Here is a 14881-nt window from a genome sequence, read left to right on the forward strand (position 1 = left end):
AAGGGTAGAGATGCTCTTTTTTACCAACGAAACGGCCCTTAAATTATTGTAATTCAGGTAGAATATTAATTTTTTTTTGAGATAAGTTTTTCTTAACTTTGTAAATTGAATAACGTATAGTCCCCTATGCTTAAGCGGCTTGCATTATCTTGCGTAACCTTCCTCTCCCTGTTCTTCCTCAGCGAGAAGGCCTTTGCCCAGGATCCTGAGTTCACCCAGTTCTACGCCAACCCTTTGTATCTTAATCCGGCATTCGCAGGAACAGCACGCTGTCCGCGTTTTGTGCTGAATTACAGAAACCAGTGGCCGGCATTAACAGGAACATTTGTCACGTACAGTGCATCCTACGATCAGCATTTTGACAATCTTTCCGGGGGACTTGGTTTTCTTGTTACGAACGACAAGGCCGGGCAGGGAACACTGATCACAACCAATTTTTCAGGGATGTATTCCTATCAGTTAAACCTGACGAGAACCTTCTCAATGAAATTCGGATTTCAGGCGACCTATGCTCAGAAAAAAGTAGATTGGGATAAGCTCACCTTCGGAGACATGATTGATCCCCGTCGCGGATTCGTTTATACCACTCTAGAGCAAAAGAATCAGACAGCAAGAACCAATATTGATCTCTCCGCCGGCGTACTGGGATACAGCAAGCGTTACTTTTTCGGATTTGCGGTAAGCCACCTTACCGAGCCAGACGAAGGCTTTTTGGGATCTTCTCCTCTTCCCATGAAATACACAGGGCATGCCGGTGCCGTTATTCCCCTGGACGGAAGGAACGGAGACGCCAGCATTTCTCCCAACATATTATACCAGCAGCAGCAGGATTTTCGCCAGCTGAACCTTGGATTGTACGTGCAGAAAGGATCCATTGTGGGAGGACTCTGGTACCGCAACGAAGACTCTTTTATTGCCGTTATCGGAATTCAGCAGAACCTGGTGAAGATGGGATATAGTTACGATGTAACAGTCTCCAAACTTGCCAACGCAACGGCGGGTTCTCATGAAATCTCTTTCCAGCTTCAACTGGAGTGTAAGCCTAAAAAGAGGAAGTTCCGCACCGTAAGCTGTCCTTCCTTTTAAAATTTTCTTTACGTATTTCGAAACCTTTTCAGAAATAACCAGTATAAACTGAACTTATTTCATTAAAAACCAAGAAGATGGAGATCAGGAAAATCACCGGAAAAGCTTTGTTCCTGGCAGGCCTGCTGGCGCTAACTGCCTGTAACAAAGAGACTTCCCCGGTAACGGGTTGGGCCTATAACGACCCGGATAATGGCGGATTCCAAGTACTCCCCTACACTGAGCAGGAAACCGGTCCGGGACTGGTACTGGTGGAGGGCGGGCGTTTCACCTTTGGAAGAACCGAGCAGGATGTACTATATGACTGGAGTAACATTCCGCGAACCGTAACTGTTTCCTCCTTCTATATGGACGAAACCGAAGTCCGCAACCTGGACTACCTGGAGTACCTCTGGTGGCTAAGCAGGGTTTTCGGAACGGATGACGTTTTCAAGCAGATCTATGTTAAAGCCCTTCCCGACACACTGGCGTGGAGAGAGAAGCTGGGATATAATGAACCCTATGTGGAGTATTACCTGCGTCACCCTTCCTACAGGGATTATCCTGTGGTTGGAGTGAACTGGATGCAGGCGAACGATTTCTGTTCGTGGAGAACGGATCGTGTGAACGAATATATTCTTGTGCGTGAGGGCATCCTCGACTGGGATCCCAATGCCAATGGCGCCAACAATTTTAATACCGACGCTTACCTTGCGGGGAAGTATGAAGGAAACGTGAAGAAGCTTATTCCCAAGCCCGATGGTTCAGAGCGTAAGGTAAGAATGGAAGATGGTATCTTCCTGCCCAAGTACCGCCTGCCCACAGAAGCGGAATGGGAATATGCCGCGCTCGGCCTTATTGGTAACATGTCACCCGACTATATTATCAAGGAGCGTAAACTTTATCCCTGGAATGGTCAGGGTGTTCGTAACCCTGAGGAGAAGTTTATCGGAGATTTCATGGGTAACTTTAAACGCGACCGCGGAGATAATATGGGTATCGCGGGTTACCTCAACGATGCCGCTGACATCACTGCGCCGGTGTTCTCCTACTGGCCTAACGACTACGGTCTCTACAACATGGGAGGCAACGTGAGCGAGTGGGTTCTGGATACCTACCGTACACTGAGCCCGGAAGACATGGATGATTTTCGTCCGTTCCGCGGAAACGTATTCAAGACCGCTCTGAAAGATTCTACAGATGGAACCATCATGGTCGACGACGGAACCCTGCTGGTCGACTCTTCCGGATTCCTGCTGACAGATGCAGACGGCAACATCCTTTCCAAACCCGGAGCGGTGATGATGCGGAATGTAGACATCAAGTATAAAGAGGACCGTCTGGATGAACGACGCAACTACAAATATTCTGACAACATCAATTACCTGGATGGAGATCACAAGAATTCCTCCATCTTCTACTATGCAGATAACCCCGGTGATAACTACCTGATGTATCAGTATCCTGTTCCTGCCAACAAGATCCAGAATCAACGTGATGATCTGGGGCAGAATGGCCTGATCAACAACAAATCAAAGGTTTACAAGGGCGGATCCTGGAAGGATCGTGCCTACTGGATGGTTCCGGGCACCCGCCGCTTCCTCGATCAGCAACAATCGGCCTCCTGGCTGGGATTCCGTTGCGCTATGGATCGCGTGGGAAGTCCTGTAGGTTTGGGAAATAAGAGAGCCCGGTAGAACTGCTTCAGTGTTGATAAAAAAGTCCTGCCCACCGGGCAGGACTTTTTATTTTTACAGAATGGAGTTTCACCCCACCGACCAGATTTACGCCGCATTCCGCAAGCATGCCGGCATTTGTACCGATACACGCAAGCTTATCAAAGGAGGAATTTTCTTCGCCTTAAAAGGCGGCCAGTTCAATGGTAATCTGTTTGCGGAAAAAGCCTTAGAACAGGGGTGTACCCTCGCCGTGGTAGATGACCCTTCGGTTGTAAAAGGAAAAAAATATTTCCTGGTAGAAGATGTACTGAAGACCCTTCAGGATCTGGCTAAATTTCATCGTTCCCTTCTAAAGATTCCCTTCATCGGACTCACCGGGTCGAATGGAAAAACTACTACCAAGGAACTTATCCGTGCCGTGCTCAGCCGGCGCTTTAAAACATTCGCCACGGAAGGAAATCTCAATAATCATATCGGGGTTCCTCTCAGTGTACTTAGTGTAACGGATGATTCGGAAATCGCGGTTATTGAAATGGGGGCGAATCATCAGGGAGAGATTGCCGCACTTTGTGAGATCTGCGCGCCGGATTACGGAATCATCACGAACATCGGAAAAGCCCACCTGGAAGGTTTCGGAGGCCCCGAAGGTGTGATCAGGGCAAAGAGCGAACTGTATCAGTATATCGAACAGCACAGCGGCAAGATCTTTCTGAACCGCGATAACCCGGTGCTCACCGGGCTGATTAAAAAAGCAGATACCTTCACGTACGGTACATCCGGGCTGTGTAATATTCTCGGCAGACAGGCAGGAAACGGCCCGCTGCTTTCGGTGCGCTGGAAAACCAACAATGATAATGCACCGCTGGAGGAACACTCCCCGGTACAAACCAATCTTACCGGAATATATAATCTGGAAAATGTGCTTGCCGCCATTGCAGTAGGTACCGTATTTGGGATTCCCGCTCAGGAAATCAATGCGGGTATTTCCTCCTATATGCCGGGAAATCACCGCTCACAGGTAAAAGAAACCGACCGCAATACACTTATTCTGGATTCGTATAATGCCAATCCAACCAGCATGCGCGCCGCCCTGGAAAATCTTTCAGGAATGGAAGGGGATAAAATGGTTGTTTTGGGAGATATGCTCGAATTGGGCGATCACAGTTACAAAGAACATGCGGAAATCTTACATCTGGTCCGTGAAAAAGGATTCGGACAGTGCATACTGGTAGGACCTGCCTTCACAAAGGCTATCACCGGAATGAAGGATGCGCCGTCCTGCGATGCCTTTGAAAATACTTCAGAGGCTCAAACAAAAATGAAAAGCAAACTTTCCAAATTGCGCCGGCACCTTGTTCTCATCAAAGGCTCCAGGGGTATCAAACTGGAAGATCTGGAAAGTTTATTCTGATCTATGCGGCGGGCGGGAATAATTCTTATTCTTATCCCGGCACTGCTTCTTCCTTCATGTCTGATTGTTAAAAGGCAATTCCGGCGGGGCTATTATTTAGACTTTAACCGTTCCGGCACCTCCAGGGGCGAGACGATTCCTCCCCTGCTGTGCAAACAACTGCGGAAAACACCTTCGGTGTTTCCGGATAGTGCATTCATTCCTCTTGCGGAAATGCATACAAGCTTTAATGCAGAACCAAAAAAGAATATCCTTCCCACCATCCGGACGAAACGAATCGTCTCTCCGCTTTCGCATCCGGGTTTACGGTTTGTAAAACGGCCGCTTTCTGTTCCGCCTGATCCTTTCTCAACAGCCACATTCATCACCGCGCTGTTACTCGCTTGCTTTGTTCCTCCGCTGGGAGCCTTCCTGGCGTTTGGCAAAGGGAGAATTTTCCGTAACGACTTATGGTTGTATGCCGGGGGGGGGGTACTATTCACTGCCAGCAGGCTGCTGCTGTTGGGAGGTGGATTCGGTTTCGGGCTGGCTCTGATAATACTCGCAGGTTTCGCACTGCTGGGAGCGTCATTCCTGTACACGGTATTTCACCTTCTCCGCGCCTTTTTCAGAAGGCCCCCTGAACCCTGATCAGGAAAGTATAGCACGGGAGATTACGATCTTCTGTACCTCCGTTGTTCCTTCATATATCTGCGTGATCTTGGCATCGCGCATAAGACGCTCTACATGATATTCTTTTACAAAACCATATCCGCCGTGCACTTGAACGGCCTCTGTGGTAACTTCCATTGCCACCTTGGACGCGTAGGCCTTGGCCATGGAAGAAGCCAGCGCATAATCCATATGATTATCTTTCAGCCATGCCGCTTTGAGACACATCAGGCGGGCGGCCTCAATCTCAGTAGCCATATCTGCCAGTTTAAACTGAATGGCCTGATGCTTCGAGATCTCCTTACCGAATGCCTTGCGCTCTTTGGAATACGCCAGGGCCAGCTCAAAGGCACCCGATGCAATTCCCAGTGCCTGTGAGGCGATCCCGATGCGTCCGCCCTCCAGCGTTTTCATAGCGAACTTAAAACCAAAACCATCCTCCCCTATCCTGTTCGCTTTCGGCACTTTCACATTTGTAAACATGAGCGAATGTGTATCGGAACCCCGTATTCCCATTTTATCTTCTTTCTTTCCCACCACAAATCCATCCATTCCCCTCTCCACGATAAGGCAATTGATACCCTTGTGCCCTTTGTCGGGATGTGTTTGCGCCATCACGAGATAAACAGATGCGCTGCTTCCGTTGGTGATCCAGTTTTTAATACCGTTGAGAAGGTAATAATCGCCCTTATCCTCTGCCGTTGTCTTTTGGGAGGTGGCATCGCTGCCTGCCTCCGGTTCCGACAGGCAAAATGCTCCAATGATCTCACCTTTAGCCAGTGGCACCAGGTACCTTTGCTTCTGCTCTTCTGTTCCGTATTGCTCGAGTCCCCAGCATACCAGGGAATTGTTCACCGACATCACCACCGAACAGGAAGCATCCACTTTGGATATCTCTTCCATGGCCAGCACATAGGATATGGCATCCATTCCGCTTCCGCCGTATTTGGGATCCACCATCATGCCCATAAAGCCCAGCTTTCCCAGCTCCTTAACCTGTTCTCCGGGGAAACGCTGTTCATTGTCGCGCTCAATTACGCCTGGCTTAAGCACTTCCTGGGCAAAATCCCTGGCTGCTTTCTGTACAGTCAGGTGTTCTTCTGATAATTCGAATTTCATGGGGTCGGGTTTATAAAGCCACCAAATGTAGGATTTTATAGGGTATTTTTAGGGTCTTAATAGAGGGAAAAAATGCGATTCAGAGCCATCGGTCTTATGTCAGGAACGTCACTCGACGGACTGGATATTGCCTGCTGTGAATTCACGCTTTCAGGAGATCAGTGGAAATGGAAAATCCTCCATGCGCTCACTGTCCCCTATCCTGCCCAACTACTGGACCGAATTGTAAACGCTCACAGGCTGCCGGCTCATGCACTCGCTGCACTGCACGATGAACTGGGTATTTTCTTTGGGATGGAATGTGAAAAGATAATTCATTCTACAGGGTTTCAACCGGATCTTATTTCTTCGCACGGGCATACCGTTTTCCACCGGCCGGAACTGGGTATTACACTGCAAATAGGCAACCCGGCGCTGATCGCGAAACAGACCGGTGTTCTCACCGCAGCCGATTTCCGGAGAGGAGATGTAGCAGCCGGGGGTCAGGGTGCCCCGCTTGTACCCATAGGTGACCGCTATCTTTTTCCCGGATACCGGTTTTGCCTGAACCTGGGAGGCATCGCGAATATTTCTTATGAAAAAAACGGAAAAAGAATGGCCTTCGACTGCTGTCCGTTCAATCAGGTACTGAACGCACTGGCCGCGCTTGAAGGGTTTCCCTTTGACGAAGACGGAAAGCTGAGTGCATCGGGCACGGTGAATCCCGAACTTCTGGATGAACTGAACGCACTCCCGTTTTACCGTAACGCTCCTCCGCGCTCCCTGGGGCGTGAATGGGTGGAAGAATCTTTTATGCCTGTACTGAACAAGCATTCGCTGCCGGTAAGGGATCTGATGGCCACTGCATGCGCACATTTTGCGGAAGTGAACGCAGCAATCATTAACGCTGAAAATCCGGAAGAACATGACCGCATTCTGGTCAGCGGAGGGGGAGCAAGGCATGTACTATTCGTAGGCCTGCTTCAGCAAAGAACAAAAGCCACTGTAGAAACAGCGTCCGGAGATATCCTTTCCTTTAAAGAAGCACTGATCTTCGGGCTGCTCGGTGTGCTGAAAATGACAGGGCGGAATAATATTCTGGCCTCCGTTACCGGCGCAGCGGCAGATCACTGCGGCGGAGAATTGTTCAGGGCATAAAAAAAGTCCCGGGAGTGCCGAGACCGGAAACAATATATCACTGAGCGTTAAAAATTCTCTTCGTAGAATCCCCCACTCGTATTTTCCTCTTCGTCCTCCTCTCCCTCGCCGGCGTTGAATTCCTCCAGGTTCTCGGGTTCGTCTTCACTCAGATCATCCATATCATCCAGCTCTACCTCGCGTGTAGTTTCCTCGGTTTCCATCGCTTCCGGTTCATCCTTCCACTCCTCCTCCATTTTCAGCACAGCGGGTTTAGGCGCCGGTGCCTTTAGTGCGGCCGGTGCCTTGGGTACGGCTTTTTTGGGAGCAGGTTTCTTCGCTGCTGCTTTCTTTGCAGGCTTCGCCTTCCTGACCACTTTCTTCTTCACCGGCTTTTTCTTTTTCGCCGGTTTACTTTTGGTCTTCTTCTTTGCCGGCTTCTTTGCAGCCTTTTTGGCTTTCTTCGGCGCGGACTTTTTCTTCTTTGCGACTTTGGATTTTGCCATCTGTTCGTTTTTTTGGGTCAGACAACAGGCATCCTTACCTGTGATTCTGTAAAGTTAAAACCGATATGAAATTAAACAAAAAACGTTTAAGAGATTCCGCACGAAAAAGCGCAGGAATCGCAAATTTATCTTTTTTTCAATCCACCTCCCTTTTTTCAGCCGGAGGGCGGCAGGCCGGGGGCCTTCTGTAACCTTTGCCTTTACTTTGCCGTACCACAATAAAAACGGTCTCCCTCCGTTTACATCCCATCCCCCTCCCCTGCATTCTGCCCCCTTTGATTCCTGTTTGATTGAGGAATGAGCTGATTTTCAGCTAATTCGAATCAAACATCCCTCTCAAGCCTCCAGGTGTTCCTAGGTCAAATTATGGAATTCCGCGCTTCGGCGCATCCAAATGACAGAATCGTATCACTAAAAAAACACCTGACATGATCCAAAGTAACCGCACCGGAAGAGGCCTCAACGAGGTGGTCTTCGAGAACCGAAACAAGATGTATGGCGCTTATGCACTCCGCAAAGAGGAGGACAAACGCACCCTTTTGGGGCTTCTTTTTACCTGTCTGATATTCGCCGCCGCCGCCATTGGAACACATTTCGGCGGAGGAGAGCCGGTAAAAGCTCTGGTGAACATCCTCGATAACGCTAAAGAACCTGACTCCGTGAAAGTGTATGTGTTCGAGAACCCGTGGGAAGATAAAGAAATAGAAAAAACAAAGGAGACCGTGTCAAAACCAAAAACCGCTGATGCGAATTATACGCCCTCTAACACAGAGGACGACAGCATTAAAACGGTTGTGGATTTAAATACCTCACTGATTGGTCCCAGCAACGGAGATACCGGCACCACAGGTACTGGCGATCACAACGGACTCATCAGTGTTGTAAAGCCCGAACCCGTGGATACTTCCGTTCAGGTACTCACCCATACCATGCCCGCCTTCAGCGGTGATTTTCTGCGCTGGCTAAAAAAATCAACAGTTTATCCCCAGCTGGCAAAAGACAACGGCATCGACGGAAAAGTGTACGTAAACTTTGTGATCAACGAGCAGGGCGAGGTCACCCGGCTGAAAATCGTGAATCCGAAAGCCAACAGTCTCCTGAAAAACGAAGCCCTCCGGGTGATGAGCAGCTGTCCGAAGTGGACCCCCGGGAATAACGGCAAGCACAACGTGAAAGTATCTATGACAGTACCTTTTAATTTCGAGTTAAAATAGAAACCTTTTAAAACGGACTCCGTACTAACAACCGGCTGTTTAAAAAGTCGGTTGTTTGTTTTTAATAAGCAAAAGCATGGGGGTAACTTTACTCTTTAACCAAAAGGAAGAACATGCTGAATGTGATCTTGCAGCTAACGATGACCGCGGGTGCGGATACGGTGAAGAACGCCGTGGTGAACACCCCCATTACTCCCGGTCTTACCCCTCCCCCGCCTGAACCCCTGACCTTGCTGGAACTTTTGTGGAAGGGTGGTCCGGTGATGATTCCCATTGGAATTCTTTTTGTGATGGCGTTGTACTTTTTCATCGAAAGGCTGATTGTAGTAAGCCGTGCATCCAAAAGTCCTTCCAATTTTATTCCCAGCTTAAAAGACTTCATATCCGGTGGCAACATGGACGCGGCAAAAGCGTTGTGCATGAGCACCTCCAGCCCGGCATCCAAAATGATACTTAAAGGCATAGGCAAACTGGGCAAACCCATCAAAGAGATAGAACAAAGTATGGAGAACAGCGGAAAGCTGGAGCTCTTCCGCCTGGAACGGAACCTGGGTGTACTTGGAATTATCGGACGTATTGCCCCTATGCTGGGATTCATCGGAACGATCGTGGGAGTGATCAATATTTTTTACAAGATAGCCCTGGCCAATACCGTGGAGATTGATGTGATCTCAGAAGGATTGTACCAGAAGATGATCACCTCGGCGGGCGGACTTACGGTGGGAATATTCGCCTTTGCCTGTCATTACATCATTCAGAGCATGGTTGACCGAAAGGCACAGGCTATGGAAGCTGAGTCCATGGAATTTCTGGATATCATTCAATCACCGGGGCGCTGAACATGAACATCAGAAGAAAGAAACGGGAAGGAGTGGAGGTCTTTACGGACTCCCTCAACGATATTATGTTCTTTCTGCTGTTGTTCTTTCTCATTCTTTCCACACTGGCCAATCCCAGTGTGATCAAGGTGAATCTTCCCACCTCTAAAAACAATGTAGATGTAGAAACACAACCCGTGTTTGTATATATGAACGCAGAGCGCCAGTATTATGTGAACCGTAAAATGGTGGATTATTTCAACCTGGAGAAGGCCATTCAGCAGGAGATCGGCACCAATCCGAAGGCTACCCTGTCGCTCAACTTTGATAATTCCCTTACAGTACAGGATCTGGTGGAGGTAATGGAGATCGGCGCGAAGCTGAAAACGAAAATGGTTATTGCCACAAAACCGGCTAACGCGAACTGAGATGGACTACGCAAAAACAGCGGCAAAAGACAGAGCCATCGCGGGCAGCGGAACAGTAGGGTTCCTCTTGTTAATGCTCCTTTTTCTGATCTGGTACAAGATTATACCCCCCGATCCACCTTTTGAACCATCGCTGAAGGCCGGCATTGAAGTAGATTTTGGTACCGATCCGGAGGGCATGGGAAACGATCATTCGATGACGCCGTACAATCCTGATGATGCCAACAACAGCAACAATAGCAGCAGTCCGACGAGTCCGCCGGATGATCAGCAGCTAACGCAGGACGACGGTGAGGTTCCCACCAAACCGAAAACCGACAAGCCGAAAACGAACACTACGAATGCGGATCCAACGGATCAGAACCTTCTCAACGCGCTGAACAATATCGGTAATGATGGGCCCACGAATAATTCTTCCGACGGCGATGGCAACAAGCCCGGCAATCAGGGCGATCCGAACGGCACCAATTCCAACAATTATGACGGGCCGCCCGGCGAAGGCGGACCGGGTCTGCAGTGGAGTCTGAATGGGCGGAAGATGAAGAACCCTCCACCGGCGATCAACGATTTTGATGAAGAAGGTGTTATTGTAGTGGACATAACCGTTAACGAGAAGGGGAAAGTGACCTGGGCAGAAGTAAACCGTTCAAAATCCAAAAATCCTAATTATTCGCTCTGTCAGAAAGCGAGGCAGGCCGCATTCCTCACCAAATTCAGTGAGAGCGGAGGGAACAACGAACAGCGCGGGAGCATCACCTTCATCTTCACACTGAAGTGAGCTGGCAGAAAACGCTCGATTACCTCTACTCCACTCTTCCCATGTTTCATCGCACAGGGCCCGCCGCGCTGAAGCCGGGTTTAGGCAACACGCGGGCGCTGCTGGAAGTGTTAGGTGAACCACATGAAAATTTCCGCAGTATACATATAGCCGGTACGAACGGCAAGGGAAGTACCTCACATATTATCGCATCCATCCTGCGCGCGGCGGGGTACAGAGTAGGATTATATACTTCTCCGCATGTAAAAGATCTGAGGGAGCGCATCCGCATCAATGGAAAAATGATTCCGCGGGAACGCGTTATTGCTTTTGTAAAAAAACACAAAAAAGAATTTGAGCGTATAAAGCCCTCTTTCTTTGAAATGATGGTAGGACTGGCTTTTGATCATTTTTCAAGGAACAAGGTAGACATTGCCGTGATCGAGACCGGTTTGGGCGGGCGTCTGGACAGTACGAACGTGCTGGATCCGGAGTTGTCGGTGATCACGAACATCAGTTACGATCATACTAATTTGCTTGGGAAGACCCTTCGCAGGATTGCGGAGGAGAAAGGCGGTATCATTAAGGAGAGTGGTCTGGTAGTGATCGGGGAAAAGCAAAAAGATTCATGGCCCGTATTCCGGCGCATCGCGAAGAAAAAAAACGCGGATCTGAGGAGTGCGGAAGATGCCTACCGGATCAGCAATCTGCGCAATGTATGGTCGAAGGGAAAACTGTGTTTGCAGTGTGATATTTCCGTAAAAGGCACGCGGCGTGTTTTCCGCGACGTAAAATGCGATCTGCCGGGTTACTACCAGGCGAAGAATATCCGCACGGCTTTGCTGGCGGTTGAATTGCTGAGCCGCCACCGCAACCTGAAGATTAATCTGCGTCATGCAGGAGAGGGACTATACAACGTGATGAAGAACACGGGGCTTCGCGGGCGGTGGGAGGTGCTGCGGCAGCATCCGGCGGTGATTGCAGATGTGGCACACAATGAGGCGGGCATGAAAGCGGTGCTGGAGATGCTGGAAGAAACGCCGCATGAGAACCTGCACATCATTTTCGGTGTGGTGGGAGATAAGAGTCCGGTTCGTTTATTAAAACGCCTGCCGAAAGAAGCGTTCTATCATTTTTGCCGTGCGAACATTGAGCGCGCCATGCCGGTAGATGAGCTGGTGAAGAGGGCCGGAAAATACGGCCTGCACGGAGTGTGCTATCCGGATGTAAAACAGGCCTTGAAAGGCGCTCGGGCGATGGCCGGCAAGAAAGACCTTGTGCTGGTAACAGGCAGTGTGTTTGTAGTGGCGGAGGTAATGTGAGTTCAAGGGGGAATTTTCAAAATGCTAAATTTGCCCTCCGGGCAATTAGCCTATACGCAGTAGCGTACAGGCAGGCTTAGTTGGTTCTTTAGTAGGATGGGCAATTAGCTCAGTTGGTTTAGAGCACTACCTCGACAAGGTAGGGGTCACAGGTTCGAATCCCGTATTGCCCACGATGCAAGTGTATTGTTCTAATATTCAATTACTTGCAATATTTTCATGAATTCTGTAAAATAGTATATTTGCATCCCTCAATTAGGGAGCTTAGCCTATACAAAATAGCGTATAGGCAGGCTCAGTTGGTTCAGAGTAAGAATTAAATGGGAGCTTAGCTCAGCTGGTTCAGAGCACCTGCCTTACAAGCAGGGGGTCACAGGTTCGAACCCTGTAGCTCCCACCCAACGAAATCAAGCCTTTCAGAAGTACTGAAAGGCTTTTTTGTAAAGCATACTTTTATTTCTGCATGAGGACATTGTATCTCCTGTTCATCACCTCATTATAGTTGCTCTTCATTCCGGCAGAGAGAAAAGAATTCTCTACCCATTGTTGCGCAAGGGGGCGGCTTTCACGGAATCTGTTAAATACATTTTTTACCTGCTTATCATTTAATCCAAGCAGAAGACCCAGGCGTTCGAAATGCCCGCCCTGCAGCTTCCTCTTTTTACCTTCCAGCGTCAGTGCCAGTTCCTCCGTATCCTCCGGATTCACCACACTTACGTTGAGCAGATCGTAGGCCGGAGCGAGCAACCAGTGCCCGCCAGACAGGATCATCGAAAAGTTTTTCAGGTGCATGTCGTTGTTCCCTGTAAGGAAACAAAAGACACACAACTCAAAAAACCGGACGGTATCCAATAAGGTGTTATCAGAATTCTGATGTATCGCCTTTCCCACGCGTTCCAATGAACTCTTATACTTGTCATGGGCTTCCAGGACCTGAAACATATCCAGCATGTGAATTTTTTCTCCGCTATCGGATCTGTCGATCCGTTTAGTGACGTAGGACAGCTCACCCGATTGCAGACGTATTAAACTTGACTTCACAGTACGTATTTCAAACGCATCGGCGATGCGCATGGTGACATGCTCATTCTGGGGCATTTCGGGGTAATGCTCAGAGGGTGGCTTGAAAATGAAATTTCCTCCCAGTGCGCCAACAACGGTCAGACGAGATTTGTTTTTAGTTCCTATCGTATCTTTCACCAGCGACAGGGATAATTTGGGTTGTACACCCGGCACGGCAATGCTCCGCTCTACGATACTCTTCGCCAGTTCCGACATTTGGCCGATTGTGTAGGGTAAGGCGGGCGCGGTTGTTGTTCCAAAAAACTCCATGCTGCATTTTTCATGGAACTCGCTGTTACTCTCAGCCTCCAGTTTTTGATAACAATACAAGCATTTCCTATTCATCTTCACCCGGAATTTGTTTAACGCTTACCGCCCCGATGCAATTCCCGCAGCAGGCCAAAAGCAGTCCCATCCGGTCGTTCGGATTTACTTTCCAGTTCTTCGATGCGATATCCAGGAGCCATCCTTCAGGAATAAGGCCTTCAAAAAATGGGAACAACCGGTTTTCGATATACGGACGTTCAGTAATGGGCATTGAAAAAGTGATGAACTGCCCGGGGTACTTTAAGGCATATTCCTTTTCATACAGAAAGGTGTATTGGCCATCATCCGTTTCCGTCAGGACACCTGCGAGTTCATCTTTGTAGTATATTTTTGCGCGCCTCATTTTTCTTCCGGGTTCTCCTTTTTCAATAACAGTTCTCTTTGACTTACGGGAACCAATACATGTCCGAACATTTTAAGAACCTGGTTTACTTTTTCCAGTTTTACATTTTCTTTCCCCTGTTCAATTTTTCGCACTATGGTGAGCGCCACGCCTGCTCTTTCGGCGAACTGTGCCTGGGTCAGACGGGCGTCTTTGCGTTTACTTTTTACAAATTCGGACAAGGATTTCATTATATGCGATCGCATTTATTATTTGCAAATATAGATATTTATATGCTATCTCGTATAATATCACAATTAATAAGCATATTGTATGCATTCGCATATAATATAGCGCTTCTTCGCAGCAAATCGCCCGGTTTCAATAAAAGCATAACTTATTGATTACCAATAAACAAATTAACATTGCCTCGAAAACAGCCGCCCCAGGGCCCACCCCTTGTGCTGGGCCCTCCCCTTTTCAGATCTCCAGCATCATCACCGAGTGATCACTTATCTTTTTTTTTCTTTCTTCATGGGAATAGGCACAGGAGAGGAGGCGATCCTTCAAATTGACTGAGATGAAAAAATGATCTATCCTGAATCCGTTCTTTGTCCGGTTAGAGTACCGATAGAAGTTGAGAATCCGTCTCCCGGCAGCGCGGAAAAAATGGCCTCAAAAAAAGCCAGGAGCATCCTGGTATTTCGGGGCAAATTACTTCATCCTCTTCTCAAACCCCTCAAAAAACTCCCGGCACACCTTTTCGCATCTGCCGTCATCCGGGCGGTAAGTATGTGGTGGACCAAGATCAGCACTGATCAGAGGGACGGATTCCGGTTCGGTGTTCAGGTAAAACAAACTTGGCGCCTTTCGGTTTTTGAAACCCGGATCGCTTAGCACACGTGAGCGAATGAATGCCGCCCAGGTACGGCTGGAATCCACCTGCAGGGTTTCTACGGCAATAGCCCGTGTGGTATGAACATCAATTGCGACAATCATCATGACATCCGGAGAATCCTTAATTTTTACCCATCGGGTATCAAGGCAGATGATGGAGAGGTAGGAGGTGGTTTTCATTGGCTAA

16 protein-coding genes and 2 tRNA genes are annotated in these 14881 nt (G+C 48.7%); 12 read left to right on the top strand and 6 right to left on the bottom strand.

Going from position 1 to position 14881, the window contains the following annotated elements; translation table 11 throughout:
• Positions 1–126: 126 nt before the first annotated feature.
• The 4 genes from IT233_01370 to IT233_01385 all read left to right on the top strand — a co-directional run bounded on the left by IT233_01370 (position 127) and on the right by IT233_01385 (position 4785).
• Positions 127–1086: a type IX secretion system membrane protein PorP/SprF gene (locus IT233_01370; GenBank protein ID MCC7301269.1), complete on the top strand. Its 960-nt coding sequence runs from the start codon at positions 127–129 to the stop codon at positions 1084–1086.
• Positions 1087–1163: 77 nt separating this feature from the next.
• Positions 1164–2762: a gliding motility lipoprotein GldJ gene (gene gldJ / locus IT233_01375; GenBank protein MCC7301270.1), complete on the top strand. Its 1599-nt coding sequence runs from the start codon at positions 1164–1166 to the stop codon at positions 2760–2762.
• A 61-nt stretch (positions 2763–2823) separates the two neighbouring features.
• Positions 2824–4155: a UDP-N-acetylmuramoyl-tripeptide--D-alanyl-D-alanine ligase gene (gene murF / locus IT233_01380; GenBank protein MCC7301271.1), complete on the top strand. Its 1332-nt coding sequence runs from the start codon at positions 2824–2826 to the stop codon at positions 4153–4155.
• A 3-nt stretch (positions 4156–4158) separates the two neighbouring features.
• Positions 4159–4785 carry a hypothetical protein gene (locus IT233_01385; protein MCC7301272.1) on the top strand — a complete coding sequence of 209 codons (627 nt, stop codon included), beginning with the start codon at positions 4159–4161 and terminating at the stop codon, positions 4783–4785.
• On the opposite strand, the gene IT233_01390 is transcribed toward IT233_01385, so the two are convergent.
• Positions 4786–5925: an acyl-CoA dehydrogenase gene (locus IT233_01390; GenBank protein ID MCC7301273.1), complete on the bottom strand. Its 1140-nt coding sequence runs from the start codon at positions 5923–5925 to the stop codon at positions 4786–4788. It lies immediately after the preceding gene.
• Positions 5926–5997: 72 nt separating this feature from the next.
• Here IT233_01390 and IT233_01395 point away from each other — a divergent pair, with 72 nt between their 5' ends.
• Positions 5998–7062: an anhydro-N-acetylmuramic acid kinase gene (locus IT233_01395; GenBank protein MCC7301274.1), complete on the top strand. Its 1065-nt coding sequence runs from the start codon at positions 5998–6000 to the stop codon at positions 7060–7062.
• A gap of 47 nt (positions 7063–7109) precedes the next feature.
• Here IT233_01395 and IT233_01400 read toward each other — a convergent pair whose 3' ends face one another.
• A complete protein-coding gene (locus IT233_01400) occupies positions 7110–7547 on the bottom strand; it encodes a hypothetical protein (GenBank protein MCC7301275.1) in 438 nt (145 codons plus the stop codon).
• Positions 7548–7975: 428 nt separating this feature from the next.
• On the opposite strand from IT233_01400, the gene IT233_01405 reads away from it, so the two are divergent.
• The 7 genes from IT233_01405 to IT233_01435 all read left to right on the top strand — a co-directional run bounded on the left by IT233_01405 (position 7976) and on the right by IT233_01435 (position 12483).
• Positions 7976–8761, top strand: coding sequence for an energy transducer TonB (locus IT233_01405; protein ID MCC7301276.1), 786 nt, complete (start codon positions 7976–7978; stop codon positions 8759–8761).
• A gap of 113 nt (positions 8762–8874) precedes the next feature.
• Positions 8875–9600: a MotA/TolQ/ExbB proton channel family protein gene (locus IT233_01410; GenBank protein MCC7301277.1), complete on the top strand. Its 726-nt coding sequence runs from the start codon at positions 8875–8877 to the stop codon at positions 9598–9600.
• 2 nt (positions 9601–9602) lie between these two features.
• Positions 9603–10007 carry a biopolymer transporter ExbD gene (locus tag IT233_01415; GenBank protein ID MCC7301278.1) on the top strand — a complete coding sequence of 135 codons (405 nt, stop codon included), beginning with the start codon at positions 9603–9605 and terminating at the stop codon, positions 10005–10007.
• 1 nt (position 10008) lies between these two features.
• Positions 10009–10785 carry an energy transducer TonB gene (locus IT233_01420; protein MCC7301279.1) on the top strand — a complete coding sequence of 259 codons (777 nt, stop codon included), beginning with the start codon at positions 10009–10011 and terminating at the stop codon, positions 10783–10785.
• Positions 10782–12086 carry a bifunctional folylpolyglutamate synthase/dihydrofolate synthase gene (locus tag IT233_01425; GenBank protein MCC7301280.1) on the top strand — a complete coding sequence of 435 codons (1305 nt, stop codon included), beginning with the start codon at positions 10782–10784 and terminating at the stop codon, positions 12084–12086. The genes IT233_01420 and IT233_01425 overlap by 4 nt, the downstream gene beginning before the upstream one ends.
• A 98-nt stretch (positions 12087–12184) precedes the next feature.
• A tRNA-Val gene (locus IT233_01430) sits at positions 12185–12259 on the top strand.
• A 149-nt stretch (positions 12260–12408) separates the two neighbouring features.
• Positions 12409–12483: transfer RNA gene (locus IT233_01435), tRNA-Val, on the top strand.
• Between the two features lie 56 nt (positions 12484–12539).
• On the opposite strand, the gene IT233_01440 is transcribed toward IT233_01435, so the two are convergent.
• From IT233_01440 to IT233_01455, 4 genes are all read right to left on the bottom strand, one after another.
• Positions 12540–13493, bottom strand: coding sequence for a HipA domain-containing protein (locus tag IT233_01440; GenBank protein MCC7301281.1), 954 nt, complete (start codon positions 13491–13493; stop codon positions 12540–12542).
• Positions 13486–13818: a HipA N-terminal domain-containing protein gene (locus IT233_01445; GenBank protein ID MCC7301282.1), complete on the bottom strand. Its 333-nt coding sequence runs from the start codon at positions 13816–13818 to the stop codon at positions 13486–13488. The genes IT233_01440 and IT233_01445 overlap by 8 nt, the downstream gene beginning before the upstream one ends.
• Positions 13815–14048, bottom strand: a complete 234-nt coding sequence (locus tag IT233_01450) for a helix-turn-helix transcriptional regulator (protein ID MCC7301283.1) — start codon at positions 14046–14048, stop codon at positions 13815–13817. Before IT233_01450 ends, IT233_01445 begins: the two co-directional genes overlap by 4 nt.
• Before the next feature lie 463 nt (positions 14049–14511).
• Positions 14512–14874 carry a hypothetical protein gene (locus IT233_01455; protein ID MCC7301284.1) on the bottom strand — a complete coding sequence of 121 codons (363 nt, stop codon included), beginning with the start codon at positions 14872–14874 and terminating at the stop codon, positions 14512–14514.
• Between the last annotated feature and the right edge of the window lie 7 nt (positions 14875–14881).

The organism is Bacteroidia bacterium, from assembly GCA_020852255.1.
Lineage (GTDB): Bacteria > Bacteroidota > Bacteroidia > JADZBD01 > JADZBD01 > JADZBD01.